Genomic DNA, 17619 nt, shown 5'->3' with positions numbered 1-17619 from the left:
CAACACAGATGCCCGCAGCGGGATTGACCCGCTACGGGCATCTCTCTGTCTCCAGCCAACCACGAAGCACCGACAAAACAACATCAGCGATCAGGACCGGCCTGACGAAACAGCAATCAGGCGTTGAAGTATTCCTTCAGGTCAGCCACCCGGTCCAAGCGCTCCCATGTGAAGTCGGGTTCATCACGGCCGAAGTGACCGTGAGCCGCCGTCTTGGTGTAAATGGGTCGCTTGAGGTCCAGTGCGTCGATGATGGCACGCGGACGGAGGTCAAACAATTCGTCGATGGCTTCACTGATGCGGGCAGGGTCAACAGTCTCCGTGCCGAAGGTCTCAACGTAAGTTCCAACAGGGCGTGCCTGGCCGATGGCGTAGGCAATCTGAATCTCAGCACGCTTGGCCAGTCCGGCGGCCACCACATTCTTGGCAACCCAGCGCATGGCGTACGCGGCTGAGCGGTCTACCTTGGACGGATCCTTGCCGGAGAAGGCGCCACCGCCGTGGCGTGAGAATCCACCGTACGTGTCCACGATGATCTTGCGGCCGGTCAGGCCCGCGTCGCCCACGGGTCCTCCGATGACGAACGCGCCGGCCGGGTTCAAGATGTTTGCAGTCCGGGCGATATCCAGGTTGGACGCCGACAGAACAGGATCGATCACGTAGCTGGCCAAGTCCGCACGAAGCTGATCCAGGCTCGCTTCTTCTGCATGCTGGCTGGAGATGACTACCGTTTCAACGGAAACCGGCCGGTCGCCGTCGTATCCTACGGTGACCTGGGTCTTGCCATCCGGGCGCAGGTAAGCCAACTCGCCGTTCTTGCGGACTTCGGTCAGACGCTCGGAAAGTCGGTGGGCCAGCCAGATGGGCGTGGGCATGTAAGACGCCGTCTCATCGCTGGCGTAGCCGAACATGATGCCCTGATCGCCCGCGCCCTGGAGGTCGTAGTCGTCCTCCTGACGGCCTTCGCGGGCCTCGAGGGAGTTGAAGACGCCACCTGCGATGTCGTTGGACTGCTGGCCGATTGACACGGACACACCACAGCGGGCGCCGTCGAAGCCGTTGGCCGACGAGTCGTACCCAATACCCAGTATGGTCTCGCGGACAATCTGCGGAATTTCAACATAAGCGTCTGTGGTGACCTCACCCGCTACGTGCACCAGGCCTGTAGTGGCCATGGTTTCGACGGCCACACGGGACTCAGGATCAGCAGCCAGGAGCGCATCAAGGATGGCATCGCTGATTTGGTCGCAGATCTTGTCCGGGTGCCCTTCAGTGACCGACTCGGAGGTGAAGAGCCGGAGCTTGGACGGGGTGCCATGGTGTTCATGGTGCAGCGGTAAAGTCACTCGACCACCTTACTGGGTTGCGGGACGACGATATCTGCCGTGTGTCCCTTTGCTAAGAATTCGGGTGTGTGCTCAGTTACAAAGCCGGGAAGACCCGTGCAAGTTCGGCGCCCACCCGATCGATCACCGCGGCAGCGACATCGGCTTTGGTGCCGGCGGCCGACTGCGGCTCCGCTCCGTGACCGGACAGGATCACCACGGAATTGTCATCCTGGCCGAAGACGCGGCCAATACCCACCTGATTAACCACTAGGAGGTCGCAGCCCTTGCGTTTGAGTTTGGCCGTGGCATGCTCCAGGACGTCGCCCTGGGCGTCGCCTGTTTCGGCCGCGAAACCCACTATCAACTGCTGACCACCCTCGGCGTTGCGGCGTTCCACCAGCTCATGCAGAATGTCCGGGTTCCGGATCAACCGCACAACGGGCGCGTCCCCGCCGTCGACCTTCTTGATCTTGGTGTCCGACACCTCTGCCGGACGGAAGTCCGCCACGGCGGCGGCCATAATCACGACGTCGGAGTCCACCGCCGCTTTCAGCGCCGCCTCCCGCAGTTCCAAGGCTGATTCAACGCGGACAAGCTCGACGCCGGCAGGCGGATCGACGTCCATGTGCGCGGCGAGGAATCTGACAGTTGCCCCGGCAGCCAAGGCTGCAGCAGCCAGTGCCGCACCCTGCTTTCCTGAGGACCTGTTTCCCAGGAAGCGGACAGGGTCAAGCGCTTCCCTTGTCCCGCCGGCGGAAATGGTGACGGTACGGCCTGCCAGGGAGGCGTGCGCGGCAGGCGCTGCCTTCCCTTCGCCCTCCACGGAAGCCTCGGCCAAAGCCATAGCCGCAGCAAAGATCGCTTCCGGGTCCGGCAAGCGGCCGGGGCCTGAGTCAGCACCCGTGAGTCGACCGGAGGCAGGCTCGAGCACCGTCACACCTCGGCTGCGCAGCGTCTCCACGTTGGCCTGGGTTGCGGCGTGCTGCCACATTTCCGTGTGCATCGCAGGAGCGAAGAGCACTGGACCGTGGGCCATCAGCAGCGTGTTGGTGAGGAGGTCCCCCGCCTGTCCGGTTGCTGCTTTGGCCAAGAGGTCGGCCGTGGCTGGAGCAACCACGATCAGGTCTGCATCATGCCCCAAGCGGACGTGGTTGACCTTCTCAACGTCGTCAAAGACGCTGTTGCTCACAGGGTTGCCGGACAGGGCTTCCCACGTGGCCACTCCGACGAACCGGGTAGCAGCTTCTGTGGGAATGACCGTTACCTTGTGGCCGGCTTCAGTAAAAAGCCGGAGGAGCGATGCAACCTTGTAGGCTGCAATCCCTCCCCCGACTCCGAGGACTATGCGCACGTGACCTCCGTCAACAGGCAGTCTTTGTTATTCGGTGGGCTCGATCGGCGTGGAAACCAGAAGGCCTTCGTTGATCTCGCGGAGTGCGATGGACAGCGACTTCTCGTTCAGCTTGGTGTCAACCAGCGGGCCGACGTACTCGAACAGGCCCTCGTGCAGCTGTGCGTAGTAGGCGTTGATCTGGCGGGCGCGCTTGGCGCCGAAGATGACCAGGCCGTACTTGGAATCAGCAGCCTCAAGCAGCGAATCGATCGGCGGGTTGATGATGCCTTCAAGGTTCGTGGACACGAATTCTCCAAATTTTAGCGGGCCAACAAATGCAAGCGCTTAGCGCTGGTGCGGGGTAAGCCCCATGAGTGAAACAAGCTCGTCCGCTGCCCGGCGAACGTCGTCATTGATGACGGTGTGGTCAAACTCCGGTTCAGCAGCAAGTTCCAGTTTAGCGGTTTCCAGCCTGCGCTGCTGTTCCTCGGGAGTTTCAGTACCGCGGCCCACCAAGCGGCGGACCATTTCGTCCCAGCTGGGCGGTGCCAGGAACACGAAATTCGCGTCCGGGACGGCAGCCTTGACTTGTCGTGCGCCCTGGAGGTCGATCTCCAGCAGCACTGACTTGCCGTCGGCGATGGCCGCGTCCACCGTGCTGCGAAGCGTTCCATAGCGGTTCTGGCCGTGCACCACGGCCCACTCCAGAAGTTCACCCTCAGCTACCAGGGAGTCGAACTCCTCCGCGGACTTGAAGAAGTAGTGAACGCCATCCTTTTCGCCCGGACGCGCGGCCCGGGTGGTTGCCGAGACTGAGAGCCAAACCTCCGGATAGTTGTCCCTGATGTAGGTGGATACGGTTCCCTTGCCAACGGCAGTGGGGCCTGCAAGGACAGTCAGTCCGGGTTTCTTGCTCACGGATTCCTTCGGGGAGATGCGTCAAACGCTTTGCTGGGTATCCATAAAATCTACCAGCGCCCGGGCCTGATGAATTCCCAGTCCCCGGATGCGCCTGGATCCTGCAATGCCAATCTCCGCCATGATCCCCGCAGCCCTGACGGGCCCGATGCCCGGCAACGCCTCCAGCAATTCCACCACCCGCATGCGGGCTATCGCTTCATCCGTTGAACCGGAAGAGATCAGCTCCGCAACACTCACCTCTCCGCGCTTGAGCCGTTCCTTGGCAGCGGCACGCACGGCCCGCGCCTTGGCAGCCTTTTCAAGCGCAGCGGAGCGCTCCTGCGGTGTCAGCTCTTTAAGGCCCACTGCCAAACCCCTGTCAGATCGCAATTGTGATCCAGATCACGCGGACTGATCCTGAACCTACCGGCAGGGGCCCGGTTGCGCAATGAGGGTGGGCAACTTACTCGGAGCGAAGCCCGTCCAGCGTCTCTGCTGTTGCGGCACGCAGGCTCGCCAAAGACGGACCAGCGGCCAGGATCCCCCTGCTGGAGGTCGCCAGGACTGAGGGATAGGCATGGCCGAAAGTCGCCCGAAGATCAGCAGGAGTAGCGCCCTGCGCGCCGAGTCCGGGGGCGAGGATCGCGCCGCGGACAGGAGCCAAGTTGATGTCCAGGTCCTCAAGCGCGGAACCGATAGTAGCGCCAACAACCAAACCGACGGAACCTAGAACGCCCTGATACCGCTGGTTCTCCGCTGCAGCAGCGGCAACCATCCGGCGCGCCACGGAGTCGCCTCCGCCAACGTGCTGGACAGACTTTCCTTCAGGATTCGATGTCAGTGCAAGCACGAACACTCCCCTGCCATAATGCGCAGCAAGATCCAAAGCCGGCCGCAGCGACTCAAAGCCAAGGTACGGGCTCAGGGTCACCGAGTCCGCAGCCAAGGACGAACCATCCCGCAGCCAAGCATCCGCATAAGCCGCCATGGTGGAGCCGATGTCCCCGCGCTTGGCATCGGCGATACTGAGCACGCCTGCCTCAGCGCATGCGGCCAGAGTGCGCTCCAGGGCCGCCATGCCGGCGGAGCCATGACGCTCATAGAGCGCCACCTGCGGCTTGACCGCGGCAGCGAGGGAAGCCACGGCCTCCACGACTGTCAACGAAAAGCGCTCCAGCCCCGCGGCGTCGTCGGTCAATCCCCAATCAGCCAAAAGCTGCGGGTGGGGGTCGATTCCGACGCAGAGCGGGCCGCGCGCGGCCATGGCGGCAGCCAGCCGGGAGCCAAAAGACTCCCGGACCGGCTGCTGCTCTTGCTGGGGTGAAGCAGACTCAGGCATTGGCTGCTTCCATTGCCGCCGACAGGTTGGCTGCGTGCTCCTGCAGGCTGGTCACCGACCATTCGTAGGTGCGCAGTGCCTCAATGGCCTGCACTGCGGCGTTGAACTCGGCAACGGTGGTGATGCAGGGAATGCCGATCGACGTTGCCGCGGCACGGAGCTCGTATCCGTCGCTGCGGGCTTCGCCACCGGAGGGCGTGTTGAAGACCATGTCGATCTCGCCGGCTATGACCAGATCCGCGATGGTGCCTTCGCCCTCGGCGCTGCTGCCCTCTGCCACCTTGCGGACCGGAGTCGCCTGGATGCCATTGCGGCGCAGGACGTCAGCAGTGCCACCGGTGGAAACAATCTCGAAGCCCAGGTCCGAGAGTCGCTTGACGCCCATGATCACGGAGCGCTTGTCACGGTTGGCCACCGAGACGAAGATCTTGCCCTCGGTAGGCAAGGCGTTGTTCGCAGCGGCCTGGCTCTTGGCGAACGCGGTGTCGAAGTGCTTGTCGATGCCCATGACTTCACCGGTGGAGCGCATTTCCGGGCCGAGCAGGGAGTCGACAACCTTGCCTTCAGGAGTACGGAAGCGGCTGAACGGAAGGACCGCTTCCTTGACGGCAACCGGGGCGTCCAAAGGCAGGGTGGAACCGTCGCCGGTTTCCGGCAGCATCTTGTAAGCGCCGCGGAGTTGGTTGATGGTCACACCAGTACCAATGAGGGCAGCAGCCTTGGCCATCTGCACGCCCGTTGCCTTGGAGACGAACGGAACGGTGCGGGAAGCGCGCGGATTGGCTTCAAGGACGTACAGGACATCCGAGGCCAGCGCGAACTGGATGTTGATAAGTCCGCGGACGCCTACACCTTCGGCAATGGCACGGGTTGCCGTGCGCACACGCTCGATCACGTTGTTGCCAAGAGTAATCGGAGGAAGCACGCATGCGGAATCACCGGAGTGGATGCCCGCTTCTTCGATGTGTTCCATAATGCCGCCGAGGTACATGTCGGTGCCGTCGAAGAGTGCGTCGACGTCAATTTCGACCGCATCTTCAAGGAAGCGGTCAATCAGCACCGGGTGGTCCGGGGTGATTTCGGTGGCGTTTGCGATGTAGCGGGAGAGGTTGGCTTCGTCATAGACGATCTCCATGCCGCGGCCGCCCAGGACGTAGGACGGACGGACCAGCACCGGGTAGCCAATTTCGTCGGCGATCTTCTTGGCGTCCTCGAAGGAAACGGCGGTGCCGTTCTTCGGGGAGGTCAGGCCGGCTTCATCCAGGACGCGGGCAAAGGCTCCACGGTGCTCTGCGAGGTCGATCGCTTCCGGCGAGGTGCCCAGGATCGGAACACCGGCGTCGGCGAGCTGCTGGGCCAGCTTCAGCGGGGTCTGGCCGCCGAGCTGTACGAAGACGCCCATAACGCCACCGGTGCGCTCCTCTGCGGCAATGACCTCAAGGACGTCCTCAAGGGTCAGCGGCTCGAAGTAGAGACGCGTGGAGACGTCGTAGTCCGTGGAGACGGTCTCGGGGTTGCAGTTGACCATGACCGTCTCATAGCCGGCCTTGCGCAGCGCCATGGAGGCGTGGACGCAGGAGTAGTCGAACTCGATTCCCTGGCCAATGCGGTTGGGGCCCGAGCCCAGGATGATGACGGAGGGCTTGGCGTGCAGGCCTACTTCGTCTTCCTCGTCATAGGACGAGTAGTGGTACGGGGTGTAGGCGGCGAACTCTGCTGCACAGGTGTCAACCGTCTTGTAGACCGGACGAATGCCTAGCGCCTGGCGGACGCCCCGGACCACGGCCTCGTTGTTGTGCGTCAAAGCACCGATCTGCTCGTCGGAGAAGCCGTGGCGCTTGGCGTTGCGCAGCATTTCCTCCGTGAGGACGCCGGCCTTGCGGATCTCCTGCGCGGTCTCATTCAAGAGCTGCAGCTGATCCAGGAACCAGGGGTCGATCTTTGTGGCTTCGAAGAGGTCTTCCACCGTGGCGCCGCCCAGGAGCGCGCGCTGCACCTGGTGCAGGCGGTCCGTGGTGGGGCGCTTGGCCTTCTCAATGAGCTCGGCAACCTCGTACTCCGGCACGGAGCTGAAGTCCAGCTGCGAGCCCTTCTGCTCCAGTGAGCGAAGCGCCTTCTGCAGGGCCTCGGTGAAGTTGCGACCCATGGCCATGGCTTCACCAACAGACTTCATGGTGGTGGTCAGCGTGTTGTCGGCTGCCGGGAACTTCTCAAAGGCAAAGCGCGGAACCTTGACCACTACATAGTCCAAAGTGGGCTCGAACGAGGCCGGCGTCTTCTGCGTGATGTCGTTCGGGATCTCGTCCAAGGTGTAGCCAAGGGACAGCTTGGTGGCGATCTTGGCGATGGCAAAGCCGGTTGCCTTGGAGGCCAGGGCGGAGGAACGGGATACGCGGGGGTTCATCTCGATGACCACCACACGACCCGTGGCGGGATCGATGGCGAACTGGATGTTGCAACCACCGGTGTCCACGCCCACTTCGCGAATGACCGCGATGGAGACGTCGCGCAGCTTCTGGTACTCGCGGTCCGTGAGGGTCAGCGCCGGGGCGACCGTGATGGAGTCACCGGTGTGGACACCTACGGGGTCGAAGTTCTCGATGGAGCACACAACAACGACGTTGTCGTTCTTGTCGCGCATCATCTCGAGCTCGTATTCCTTCCAGCCGAGGATGCTCTCTTCGAGCAGGACCTCGGTGGTGGGGCTGTACTGGAGGCCTTGGCCGACGATGCGGCGGAGGTCGTCCTCGTTGTAAGCCAGCCCGGAGCCCAGGCCACCCATGGTGAAGGACGGACGAACCACCATGGGGTAGCCCAGGTCCTCGGCAGCAGCGAAGGCCTCTTCCATGGTGTGGATGATGTGGCTGCGTGCGGACTCTGCGCCACAACGCTCCACGACGCCCTTGAACTTCTCGCGGTCTTCGCCGAGCTCAATGGCCGCAATATTCGCGCCGATGAGTTCCACGTTGTACTTCTCCAGCACACCGTTCTTGTCCAGCGCGATGGCCGCGTTCAACGCAGTCTGGCCACCCAAGGTGGGCAGGATGGCGTCCGGGCGCTCCTTGGCGATGATCTTCTCCACCACCTCAGGAGTGATGGGCTCCACATACGTGGCATCGGCGAACTCCGGGTCCGTCATGATGGTGGCCGGGTTGGAGTTCACCAGGATGACCCGCAGGCCCTCCTCCTTGAGGACGCGAAGCGCCTGGGTACCGGAGTAGTCGAACTCAGCCGCCTGGCCGATGACAATGGGGCCGGAACCGATGACAAGGACGCTCTTGAGATCTGTACGCTTGGGCATTACTTCTTGTCCTCAGTCTTGGAGTCGGTGGAGTTGGCGCCTGTGGCCTTGGACTTGGTGTCGGCCATGAGGTCGATGAAGCGGTCAAAGAGGTACGCAGCATCGTGCGGTCCGGCCGCGGCTTCGGGGTGGTACTGGACCGAGAACGCCGGGATGTCGAGGCAGGCGAGTCCTTCAACGACGTCGTCGTTCAACGAAACGTGGCTTACTTCCACGCGGCCGAAGCGCTCTTCCGGCGCCACGGTGGAACCGTTCAGCGGTGCGTCAACGGCGAAACCGTGGTTTTGCGAGGTGATTTCCACCTTGCCGGTGCGGCGGTCCATGACGGGCTGGTTGATGCCGCGGTGGCCGTAACGGAGCTTGTAGGTGCCGAAACCCAGGGCGCGGCCGAGGATCTGGTTACCGAAGCAGATGCCGAAGTATGGGAGCTTCTCCTCAAGCACCGAGCGCAGAAGCGAGACCTGGTGGTCAGCTGTAGCGGGGTCGCCAGGTCCGTTGGACATGAAGAAGCCGTCCGGGTTGACCGCGTTGACGTCCTCAAGAGTGGACGTTGCAGGCAGGACGTGCACGCGCACGCCGCGCTCGGCGAAGCGGACCGGCGTCATGGCCTTGATGCCCAGGTCAACCGCCGCGATGGAGAAGCGCGGCTCACCTTCCCAGCCGTGGTCCTTGGGTTCCACAACGTAGGCCTCATCAATGGAGACTTCCTCAGCCAGCGCTGCGCCTTCCATGGGCGCACTGGCAAGGACAGCGTCCAGGAGCTCCTTGTCGCTGGCCTGTGCGGCCTCGCCGGAGAAAATGCCGGCGCGCATGGTTTTGTGCTCGCGGAGGTGGCGGGTGATGGCGCGAGTGTCTACGCCCTGGATGCCAACGATTCCCTGGTCCACCAGTTCATCATCGAGGCTGCGTTCGGAGCGCCAGTTTGAGGGGCGGCGGGCGGCGTCGCGCACAACATATCCGGCTACCCAGATGCGGCGGGATTCAGCGTCTTCGCTGTTGACGCCTGTGTTGCCGATGTGAGGCGCGGTCTGGACCACAAGCTGGCGGGCGTAGGAGGGATCAGTGATGGTCTCCTGGTACCCGGTCATGCCGGTGGCGAAGACGGCCTCACCGAGAGCCGTTCCCTGGGCTCCGTAGCTGCGGCCGCGGAACATGCGGCCGTCTTCGAGCACGAGTACTGCTGCTGAGGGGGCGGGTGTGGTGGCTGCTTTACTATCCGTCACTTTATTACTTTCCACTATCGGCATCTGCCTGAGGGGCTGCGGAGATCAATTCTTGGAGGGCTTCGAGGAGGAGCTGCTTGTCGGCTGCGTGCCTGGAACGGAATCCGGTGTCGAGTTCCCGGGAGCCAAGCTTCCAGTTGATGACCAGGAGTCCGTCCTTTTCGACGAACTTCCCGGCCATTCCGTTGGCTTCGCGGCTGTCCACCAGGGCTGAGCGCGGGATGAACACCGGGGCGGCGCCTGAACGGTCGAACAACGCACCTTCAGCGTGGATGCTCAGTTCCGCGTTGGTCCGGATACCCAGGCCCTGGACTGCTATCCGGTCCAGCCAGTCGCCCGCCGTGGTGGTGGCAACGTACTGGCCGTCCGAGACAACGGTGGCCGGCGTCAGCTGCTCCGGCACCTCGGGGAGGCGTTCGACGTCGGCTTGTCGCCTTAGCCGGTTCCGCCACCCCAGCCAGATCATCGCCAAAACGATGACGATCAGCGGCACCGTGATGAGCACGGTCAGTGTTTGGTTGTCCATCAGTTGCTGCTGACTGCCGGGTACCTGTACGGCGTGTTGAGCTGGCCATCAAGCACCGTGGGGTGGCCCTTGAAGAAGGTCGCCACCACGGATCCGGGCAGCTCTTTGCCCTTGAACGGTGAATTGCGGCCCATGGTTGCCATTTTATGGGGGTCAACGGTCCAACGCGCAGCCGGGTCCACCAGAATGACGTTGGCCGGCTCGCCAACCTCCAACGGACGGCCCTGATCGGCGACGCGACCGATGACTGCGGGCGTGAAGGACGTGACCCTTGCAAAGTCGGCCCACGTCATGAGGCCGGTTTCGATCATGGTCTCCTGGACCACGGACAGGGCAGTTTCAAGACCGGTCATGCCCATGGCTGCCTGCGCCCACTCGCATTCCTTATGCTCGCTGGGGTGCGGGGCGTGGTCGGTTCCCACCACGTCGATGGTGCCATCGGCCAAACCCTCGCGGAGCGCCTGAACATCGGCGTCGGTGCGCAGCGGGGGGTTGACCTTGTACACGGGGTCGTAGCTGCGGACCAGTTCATCGGTGAGGAGCAGGTGGTGCGGGGTGACCTCGGCAGTAACGTTGATCCCTCGCGCTTTCGCCCAGCGCACGATCTCCACGGAACCTGCAGTGGAGACATGGCATACGTGGAGGCGGGAACCAACATGCTGTGCAAGCAGAACGTCGCGGGCGATGATGCTTTCCTCTGCAACAGCCGGCCAGCCGGTGAGTCCGAGCACCGCAGACACAGTGCCTTCATTCATTTGAGCACCGGCGGTAAGGCGCGGCTCCTGCGCATGCTGGGCCACCACGCCGTCGAACGCTTTGACGTATTCCAGGGCACGGCGCATGAGGACGGGATCGTGTACGCAGATACCGTCGTCGGAGAACATCCGGACCTGGGCTCGGGAGTCAGCCATGGCACCCAACTCGGCGAGCTGCTCGCCGGCCAAGCCCACCGTCACCGCGCCGACAGGGCGCACATCCACCCAGCCGGACGCACGGCCCAGGCTGTGAACCTGCTCCACGACACCTGCAGTGTCGGCCACCGGGTTGCTGTTGGCCATCGCGTGGACAGCTGTGAAGCCGCCCAATGCTGCAGCCCGGGTACCGGTTTCCACCGTTTCGGCGTCTTCGCGGCCTGGTTCGCGCAAGTGGGTATGAACGTCCACCATGCCCGGCAGGGCCACGAGGCCCTGGGCGTCAATGACAGTTGCGTCGTCGGCCGACAGGTCCTTGCCGCGTGCTTCGATAACGCCGTCACGAATCAAGAGGTCTTCAGCTTCGCCGCCGAGGATGGCGGCCCCACGAATCAGGTAGGTGTTCTCGGCCATCAGTTGGTCTCCTTGCTGGACTGGCTTACGTTCGGGGCGGCTTCGCGGGAGTCCCCGGAGAGCAGCAGGTAAAGGGCGGCCATGCGGACCGAGACACCGTTCCGCACCTGCGCGAGCACGGTGGAACGCGGTGAATCTGCGGCCGCAGAAGATATCTCCAACCCCCGGTTCATGGGGCCTGGATGCATGATGATGGTGTCCTTCATGCCGAGGTCGTCCAGCATCCGGAGCCTGGCGTCATCGAAACCCCAGCGGCGCGAGTACTCGCGGGTTGAGGGGAAGAAGGACGCGTTCATGCGCTCACCCTGGACACGCAGCATCATCATGGCGTCGATGCCTGCTTCCAACGTCTCGTCCAGGTTGTAGCTGACTTTGCAAGGCCAGTGCTCCACGCCGATGGGCAGCAGAGTAGGCGGCGCCACCAAGGTGACCTCGGCGCCAAGGGTCTTCAGCAACCAAACGTTGGACCGGGCGACACGGGAGTGCAAGACATCCCCGGCGATCGCTACGCGCATGCCCTTCAGATCTGCTCCCGTGGACTCAGTACCGTTGACCTGCGACCAATGGCGGCGCATGGTGAACGCATCCAACAGTGCCTGGGTAGGGTGCTCATGGGTACCGTCGCCGGCGTTAATGACAGCTGCGTCTATCCAGTCGGTGGCGGCGAGCCTGTGCGGCGCGCCGGAAGCCCAGTGGCGGATAACGACGGCGTCCGCGCCCATGGCTGCGAGTGTCTGCGCGGTGTCCTTAAGGGACTCCCCCTTGGAAACCGACGATCCTTTGGCGGCGAAGTTGATAACATCCGCTGACAGGCGTTTGGCTGCCGCCTCAAAGGAGATACGGGTACGGGTGGAGTCTTCGAAGAAAAGATTAACCACGGTGCGGCCGCGGAGTGCCGGTAGTTTCTTTACTTCACGCTCGCCGACGGCGGACATCTCCTCCGCCGTGTCCAGAACACGAATGGCGTCGAAGAGACTGAGGTTTTCGGTGGAAAGGAGGTGCTTCACTTGCCAGCCTCAATTACTACCTCGTTGACGGGCACGCCGTCCACGGAGTCGATCTCCTCGAGGTGCACCCGGACTTTTTCGGATGAGGAAGTGGGCAGGTTCTTGCCCACGTGGTCTGCCCGGATGGGAAGCTCGCGGTGGCCCCGGTCCACCAGCACAGCCAAGCGGACGATCCGTGGGCGGCCAAGGTCAACCAAAGCGTCCAACGCGGCGCGAATGGTCCGACCGGAATAAAGAACGTCGTCGATCAGGACAACAACCTTGTTGTCGATCCCGGACAACGGGAGCCGTGTGTGGCGTGGGGGCCGCGTGGGCTGATGGGAGAGGTCGTCACGGAACATGGTGACATCCAGCTGGCCAACCATCGTCTCGGCGTTCACCGTGGGGTCGGCGGCTGCAATTTTGTTGGCAAGCCGCACTGCCAAAGGATAGCCGCGGCTGGGAATGCCCAACAGGACAAGGTCCTGGGAGCCTTTATTGGCTTCGAGGATCTCGTGGGCGATACGAGTGAGCGCACGATCAATGTCCGCCTGATTGAGAACAACCCGCGACGGCACGTGCGCTGAAGTGACTTCAGTCATCGCTCGTCTCCCCTTTCCCCGCCTCACGGGACGGAATTAAAAAAGGAATATTTGCTTTTCAAAGCTACCACAGCGCCTCTTTCCCATCTCACCGGGGACGCCAGTGAAGCGTGAGTTTAAGCTCACACTCCGTACTGTGGAATAGGCTCTTGCCCATGACCATGAACCACCACGGCCAGCCCTATCCGCGGCCATACCTGGAACCTGGTGCCAACCCCACCTGGATCGGCCGCGTGCAGCCGGGGAACTATCAACCCGCCCCGGGTAATCCGACGTCACTACCCCAGCAAACCTGGGCCGCACCGCCAACACCCCCGGGACGCCGGTCCTGGGGGATGCTCCCCCTGCTCATTGCGGGAACTGTGCTGGTTCTGGGCAGTCTGTTGTTGGTAGTGCCGTTTCTGCTGGGCAACACCGGCATCACCGGTTTCGTGATCGGATTCATTGCCTCCCTGATTCCGCTGTCAGTGGTGCTGCTGACGGTGCGCCTGATCGACCGCTGGGAGCCCGAGCCGAAACGACTCCTCTGGTTCGCCTTTACGTGGGGTGCGGCCGTCTCCATTGCCGGTACGTTGCTGATCCAGCCGCTCTTCGCACTTGCCGCACCAACCTCCAGCGAAGAAGCTTTCACCTACTTCATGGCCACGGTGCAGGCCCCCATCGTGGAAGAGTTCACCAAATCGCTGGGGCTGCTGGTGCTGATTTTGGCAGCACGCAAGTACTTTGACGGACCTGTTGACGGTGTCGTGTTCGCCTTCACCATCGCCGCCGGCTTCGCCTTCACGGAGAACATCCTCTACTTTGGTCGCGAAATAGCCTCGTCCGCCGATCCCGGAACTGACTTGGTCCGCATCTTCATCCTCCGCGGGGTCATGTCCCCGTTCGCCCACGCGGTGTTCACGGGAACAACCGGACTGATTATGGGCTTCGCCGCCCGGAAATGGCACTCAGGGTACGCGGTCCTTGCGTTCTTCGTCGGCTTGCTGCCCGCGATGTTCCTGCACAACCGTTGGAACAGCATGGGACAGAACTTCCTGGTGGAGTACTTTGTGGTCCAGGTGCCGATCTTCCTGGTCGCCGCCGCAGGCATCATCCTTCTCCGTGTCGCCGAAGGAAAGCTCACCCGCCAACGGCTCCTCGAGTACGCCCGGGCAGGTTGGTTCACTCCAGCTGAAGTGGAGATGCTGGCCACGTCACGAGGCCGCCGACAGGCCGTTCGCTGGGCGTCCTCGCGCGGGCGTGGTCACCAGATGAAGTCATTCATCAAAGGTGCCACTGCACTGGCGTTTACCCGGCAACGGATACTGAGTGGCCGCGACGTCCACATCCACCAGCACGATGAGCTTGAGCATCTGCGCAGGATCCCCACGCTCCGGGCGGCGGTGCTTCAGTGACGCAAGAGGCCGTCCTCCAGTAACGCAAGAAGGACCCGCATCCTGCGGATGCGGGTCCTTTCTTGTCTTATCGCGGTTTGTCTTACCGCGCATAGCTCATCGCTGTGAATGCCTACGCGAGGAGAGAAGGTTTGAGCTTCTGCAAACGGCCAAGAAGCCCGTTGATGAAGGCCGGCGACTCGTCCGTGGACATCGTCTTGGCGAGGGCCACGGCTTCGCTGACAGCTACTCCGTCCGGAACTTCGTCATTGTAGAGAAGTTCCCAGGCGCCAATGCGAAGGATGATGCGGTCTACCGACGGCATCCGTTCCAACGTCCAGCCTTGAGCGTAGGTCTGCAGGAACTCATCGATGGTCGCCTGCATGGAAACGACACCTTCCACGATTTCCACCGTGTACGGGTTGATGACAAGATCGGTCTTCTCCCGACGCGCTGTCATCGCGTCGAAAGCCGAAACAGAGCGCTGCTCTGCCTCGAAAAGTACTTCAAGCGCCCTGCTACGGGCTTTACCGCGTGCGCTCACTAGTCGTTGACCCGGCCCAAGTAGCTGCCATCGCGGGTGTCTACCTTGACCTTGGTGCCCTGCTCAACGAACAGGGGAACCTGGATTTCGTAGCCCGTCTCCACAGTTGCGGGCTTGGTGCCCGCCGAGGAGCGGTCGCCCTGAAGGCCCGGTTCCGTGTAGGTGATTTCAAGGACGACGCTCGGGGGCAATTCGATGTACAGCGGCGTGCCCTCGTGGATGGCAATATTGACCATCTGGTTCTCGAGCATGAAGTTGGTAGCGTCGCCTACAGTAGCGCCGGACACGGTGATCTGGTCGTAGTCCTGGGTGTCCATGAAGACGAAATCTTCGCCGTCCTGGTACAGGTACTGGTAGTCACGGCGGTCAACCGTTGCGGTTTCAATCTTCAGGCCGGCGTTGAAGGTCTTATCGACCACCTTGCCGGACATGACGTTGCGCATTTTGGTGCGAACGAACGCTCCGCCCTTGCCCGGCTTGACGTGCTGGAACTCAATGATGTTCCAGAGCTGGCCCTCGAGCTTCAGTACGGTCCCGTTCTTGATGTCGTTTGTGGTTGCCACTCGTATCCTCTGGTTTCTCTCACTGGTTCAAGCTGCCAGTTTGTCTATGCCAAGCAGGCATGCCAAACGGCCCGCCAGCGCGTATTTATCAAAAATCCAAGAACCATTCTACCGGCAAATACACCTAAGACTTGCGGGCGCGGTTTCCCGGGGCGTCAGGAAGCCAGTTCCAGGACATTCCGCGCCCTTTGCAGGGCTACGGCGGAGGAGTAGATCAGCGCGGCATCAGCAGCCATGGCTACGCGCAGATTCAGGGCCTTGGCGAATTCCTCGGATGCGGCAAGCGCGTTCCCGCTGACGAAATATGCCCGGCCCAGATATTGGTGCACGATAGCTTCCTTCGAGCTGCCTTGGACATCCTGCAAGAGATGCCTGAACAACTGCACAGCACGGTCCAGCCGGTTGGTTGCGCGGTGGACTTCAGCTTCAAAAATCCTCAACCGGAACGACTCCGGATCCTTGTAGCGCGCTTCGGCCAACAGCTCCGCTGCCTCGTTCGGCTGGTTATCCAGCAGGAGAGCCATGATGCGATCCGCGGGGTCTTCCGAGGCCGCAAGGGCGGACTCCATGACTTCCTCATTGACAACCACGGGAAGCAAAGTATCCGGGTTCATCCGGACTCCGGGGAAGCCGGCTGTGGGCCAATCACTGACGCCTTCGCGCAGAGTGACAGTCATGATGCGATCTCCTGGTATGCGGCAAACAGGAGTGACGTGTCAGGGACTTCCAGGATGCCCGGCTTGGCTACGCCGTCGAGGACCACGAACCGGAGAAGATCGCCGCGGGACTTCTTGTCCCGGCGCATTCCGTCCAGAAGACCCTGCCAGCGGTCCCTGCGGTACGTGATGGGCAAACCGAGGCTCTCCAGGATGGTGCGGTGGCGGTCTGCATCGGCATCGGACAAACGCCCCACGCTGCGGGACAACTCGGCAGCGAACATCATTCCCACGGAAACGGCGGCACCGTGACGCCATGAGTATCGTTCAACGAGCTCGATGGCGTGGCCAAGCGTGTGACCGTAGTTCAGGATTTCGCGGAGGCCGGATTCCTTGAGGTCCTGGGAAACGACATCGGCCTTAACCGAAATCGCGCGTTCAATGAGCTCGCGGACAACATCCGATCCCGGGTCCATCACAGCGTCGGTGTTCTTCTCGACGAGGTCGAGGATCGCGGGATCAGCGATGAAGCCGCATTTGATGACCTCGGCCATCCCGGAAATGAGCTCGTTCTTCGGCAACGTCTGGAGTGTGTCCAGGTCGGCCAGGACAGCGGCCGGCGGATGGAAGGAGCCCACGAGGTTCTTGCCTTCGGCCGTGTTGATTCCGGTCTTGCCTCCCACGGAAGCATCCACCATGCCCAGCAAACTCGTGGGCATGTGGATTACTTTGACCCCACGAAGCCAGGTGGCTGCCACGAAGCCGGCGAGGTCCGTGACTGCGCCTCCACCTACTGCCACGATGGCATCGGAGCGTGTGAAATCATTCTGGCCCAGCACTTGCCAGCAAAAAGCGGCCACCTGGATGTGTTTGCCTTCTTCGGCATCCGGGATTTCGGCCGTGAGGGCCGTGAATCCCGCAGCTTCAAGCTCGTCCCGGACGGTATCGCCGGTCAGCCGGAGGGCCCTCGGGTGGATCACCAGTACTCGCCGTACACGCTCGCCGAGCTTGGCAGGCAGCGTGTCCAACAGGCCGCGGCCCACCACGACGTCGTAGTTCTCATTAACGGACTGGCCGGTCACCTTGATGACAGTTGCTTCGTTGCTCACTTTTCAACTTCCTCTTTCAAGGCTGCATGCTGGAGCAGCCGCTCCTCCAATAGGAGGCCGATTTCCGCCACGGACCCGGAACGGACATCCATGACTATGTCCGCGAGACGCTCATAGACCGGGCGCCTGGTGGCAAACAAAGCTTCCCAGCGGGTCATGGCGTCGCCCTGCAGCAGGGGTCTGCCTGTGTTCCGCGCAATCCTGTCTGCGACTGTTTCCGCGTCACACTCCAGATAGACCACGGTGCACTCCCCCAGCAGTTGCTGGGTCCCGGAGTCAAGCACCGCACCTCCGCCCAGGGAAATAATGGCGGGCTCGACCTTGGCCGACTCGATGGCCTTGGCCACAGTCCGCGCTTCAATCTGGCGGAAGGCGTGTTCTCCCCTGCCGGCGAAAATATCTGCGATGCTGCCGTGGGCAGCAACCACCACTGCGTCGGTGTCCACGAACGGGAGATGGAGTTGCTGGGCCAGTTGCTGGCCGATCGCCGATTTTCCAACGGCCATGGGGC

General features: G+C 62.3%; 18 protein-coding genes. 1 reads left to right on the top strand and 17 read right to left on the bottom strand.

Going from position 1 to position 17619, the window contains the following annotated elements; genetic code table 11:
• Window positions 1-116 precede the first annotated feature (116 nt).
• The 12 genes from metK to pyrR form a co-directional block, all read right to left on the bottom strand.
• Window positions 117-1346 carry a methionine adenosyltransferase gene (gene metK / locus J3A64_RS05440; protein WP_011774943.1) on the bottom strand — a complete coding sequence of 410 codons (1230 nt, stop codon included), beginning with the start codon at window positions 1344-1346 and terminating at the stop codon, window positions 117-119.
• 76 nt (window positions 1347-1422) lie between these two features.
• Window positions 1423-2679, bottom strand: coding sequence for a bifunctional phosphopantothenoylcysteine decarboxylase/phosphopantothenate--cysteine ligase CoaBC (gene coaBC / locus J3A64_RS05435; protein ID WP_210063768.1), 1257 nt, complete (start codon window positions 2677-2679; stop codon window positions 1423-1425).
• Window positions 2680-2706: 27 nt separating this feature from the next.
• A complete protein-coding gene (rpoZ, locus tag J3A64_RS05430; protein ID WP_011774945.1) occupies window positions 2707-2967 on the bottom strand; it encodes a DNA-directed RNA polymerase subunit omega in 261 nt (86 codons plus the stop codon).
• Between the two features lie 39 nt (window positions 2968-3006).
• On the bottom strand, window positions 3007-3579 hold the full coding sequence (gene gmk / locus J3A64_RS05425) for a guanylate kinase (protein ID WP_011774946.1): 573 nt from the start codon (window positions 3577-3579) through the stop codon (window positions 3007-3009).
• 21 nt (window positions 3580-3600) lie between these two features.
• A complete protein-coding gene (gene mihF, locus J3A64_RS05420) occupies window positions 3601-3927 on the bottom strand; it encodes an integration host factor, actinobacterial type (protein ID WP_014921972.1) in 327 nt (108 codons plus the stop codon).
• 97 nt (window positions 3928-4024) lie between these two features.
• A complete protein-coding gene (gene pyrF, locus J3A64_RS05415) occupies window positions 4025-4900 on the bottom strand; it encodes an orotidine-5'-phosphate decarboxylase (RefSeq protein ID WP_210063767.1) in 876 nt (291 codons plus the stop codon).
• Window positions 4893-8201 (bottom strand): carbamoyl-phosphate synthase large subunit, encoded by a 3309-nt coding sequence (gene carB / locus J3A64_RS05410; protein ID WP_210063766.1) that lies wholly within the window; start codon window positions 8199-8201, stop codon window positions 4893-4895. The genes pyrF and carB overlap by 8 nt, the downstream gene beginning before the upstream one ends.
• Entirely contained in the window at window positions 8201-9448 is a 1248-nt protein-coding gene (gene carA, locus J3A64_RS05405; protein ID WP_210063765.1) for a glutamine-hydrolyzing carbamoyl-phosphate synthase small subunit, read from the bottom strand. The genes carB and carA overlap by 1 nt, the downstream gene beginning before the upstream one ends.
• On the bottom strand, window positions 9429-9950 hold the full coding sequence (locus tag J3A64_RS05400) for a hypothetical protein (RefSeq protein WP_011774951.1): 522 nt from the start codon (window positions 9948-9950) through the stop codon (window positions 9429-9431). The genes carA and J3A64_RS05400 overlap by 20 nt, the downstream gene beginning before the upstream one ends.
• Window positions 9950-11275, bottom strand: coding sequence for a dihydroorotase (locus tag J3A64_RS05395; RefSeq protein WP_011774952.1), 1326 nt, complete (start codon window positions 11273-11275; stop codon window positions 9950-9952). The genes J3A64_RS05400 and J3A64_RS05395 overlap by 1 nt, the downstream gene beginning before the upstream one ends.
• Window positions 11275-12282 (bottom strand): aspartate carbamoyltransferase catalytic subunit, encoded by a 1008-nt coding sequence (locus J3A64_RS05390; RefSeq protein ID WP_210063764.1) that lies wholly within the window; start codon window positions 12280-12282, stop codon window positions 11275-11277. Before J3A64_RS05390 ends, J3A64_RS05395 begins: the two co-directional genes overlap by 1 nt.
• Complete coding sequence (pyrR, locus tag J3A64_RS05385; RefSeq protein ID WP_014921974.1) at window positions 12279-12863, bottom strand: bifunctional pyr operon transcriptional regulator/uracil phosphoribosyltransferase PyrR; 585 nt, start codon at window positions 12861-12863, stop codon at window positions 12279-12281. Before pyrR ends, J3A64_RS05390 begins: the two co-directional genes overlap by 4 nt.
• Window positions 12864-12973: 110 nt before the next feature.
• Here pyrR and J3A64_RS05380 point away from each other — a divergent pair, with 110 nt between their 5' ends.
• Entirely contained in the window at window positions 12974-14257 is a 1284-nt protein-coding gene (locus J3A64_RS05380; RefSeq protein ID WP_011774955.1) for a PrsW family intramembrane metalloprotease, read from the top strand.
• Window positions 14258-14369: 112 nt separating this feature from the next.
• Here the strand turns inward: J3A64_RS05380 and nusB are convergent, their stop codons facing one another.
• The 5 genes from nusB to J3A64_RS05355 all read right to left on the bottom strand — a co-directional run bounded on the left by nusB (window position 14370) and on the right by J3A64_RS05355 (window position 17614).
• Complete coding sequence (gene nusB, locus J3A64_RS05375) at window positions 14370-14780, bottom strand: transcription antitermination factor NusB (protein ID WP_011774956.1); 411 nt, start codon at window positions 14778-14780, stop codon at window positions 14370-14372.
• Complete coding sequence (gene efp / locus J3A64_RS05370) at window positions 14780-15343, bottom strand: elongation factor P (RefSeq protein ID WP_011774957.1); 564 nt, start codon at window positions 15341-15343, stop codon at window positions 14780-14782. The genes nusB and efp overlap by 1 nt, the downstream gene beginning before the upstream one ends.
• Window positions 15344-15498: 155 nt before the next feature.
• Window positions 15499-16020, bottom strand: a complete 522-nt coding sequence (locus tag J3A64_RS05365) for a lipopolysaccharide assembly protein LapB (protein WP_210063763.1) — start codon at window positions 16018-16020, stop codon at window positions 15499-15501.
• The gene (gene aroB, locus J3A64_RS05360) at window positions 16017-17108 is read right to left on the bottom strand and encodes a 3-dehydroquinate synthase (protein ID WP_011774959.1); all 1092 of its coding nucleotides are present in this window, start codon (window positions 17106-17108) and stop codon (window positions 16017-16019) included. Before aroB ends, J3A64_RS05365 begins: the two co-directional genes overlap by 4 nt.
• Entirely contained in the window at window positions 17105-17614 is a 510-nt protein-coding gene (locus tag J3A64_RS05355; protein WP_286176181.1) for a shikimate kinase, read from the bottom strand. Before J3A64_RS05355 ends, aroB begins: the two co-directional genes overlap by 4 nt.
• Window positions 17615-17619 lie beyond the last annotated feature (5 nt).

Origin of the sequence: Pseudarthrobacter sp. PvP004 (assembly GCF_017876035.1) — a bacterium.
Classification (GTDB): domain Bacteria; phylum Actinomycetota; class Actinomycetes; order Actinomycetales; family Micrococcaceae; genus Arthrobacter; species Arthrobacter aurescens_A.
Note: the sequence above shows the minus strand (reverse complement) of the source record. Positions and strands in the feature narration are given on the sequence as shown.

Excerpts from the sequence above, each read along its gene's own strand:
- pyrF (WP_210063767.1), bottom strand. The coding sequence starts at position 4,900 with ATGCCTGAGTCTGCTTCACCCCAGCAAGAGCAGCAGCCGGTCCGGGAG.
- carB (WP_210063766.1), bottom strand. The coding sequence starts at position 8,201 with ATGCCCAAGCGTACAGATCTCAAGAGCGTCCTTGTCATCGGTTCCGGC.
- carA (WP_210063765.1), bottom strand. The coding sequence starts at position 9,448 with ATGCCGATAGTGGAAAGTAATAAAGTGACGGATAGTAAAGCAGCCACC.
- J3A64_RS05400 (WP_011774951.1), bottom strand. The coding sequence starts at position 9,950 with ATGGACAACCAAACACTGACCGTGCTCATCACGGTGCCGCTGATCGTC.
- J3A64_RS05395 (WP_011774952.1), bottom strand. The coding sequence starts at position 11,275 with ATGGCCGAGAACACCTACCTGATTCGTGGGGCCGCCATCCTCGGCGGC.
- pyrR (WP_014921974.1), bottom strand. The coding sequence starts at position 12,863 with ATGACTGAAGTCACTTCAGCGCACGTGCCGTCGCGGGTTGTTCTCAAT.
- J3A64_RS05365 (WP_210063763.1), bottom strand. The coding sequence starts at position 16,020 with ATGACTGTCACTCTGCGCGAAGGCGTCAGTGATTGGCCCACAGCCGGC.
- J3A64_RS05355 (WP_286176181.1), bottom strand. The coding sequence starts at position 17,614 with ATGGCCGTTGGAAAATCGGCGATCGGCCAGCAACTGGCCCAGCAACTC.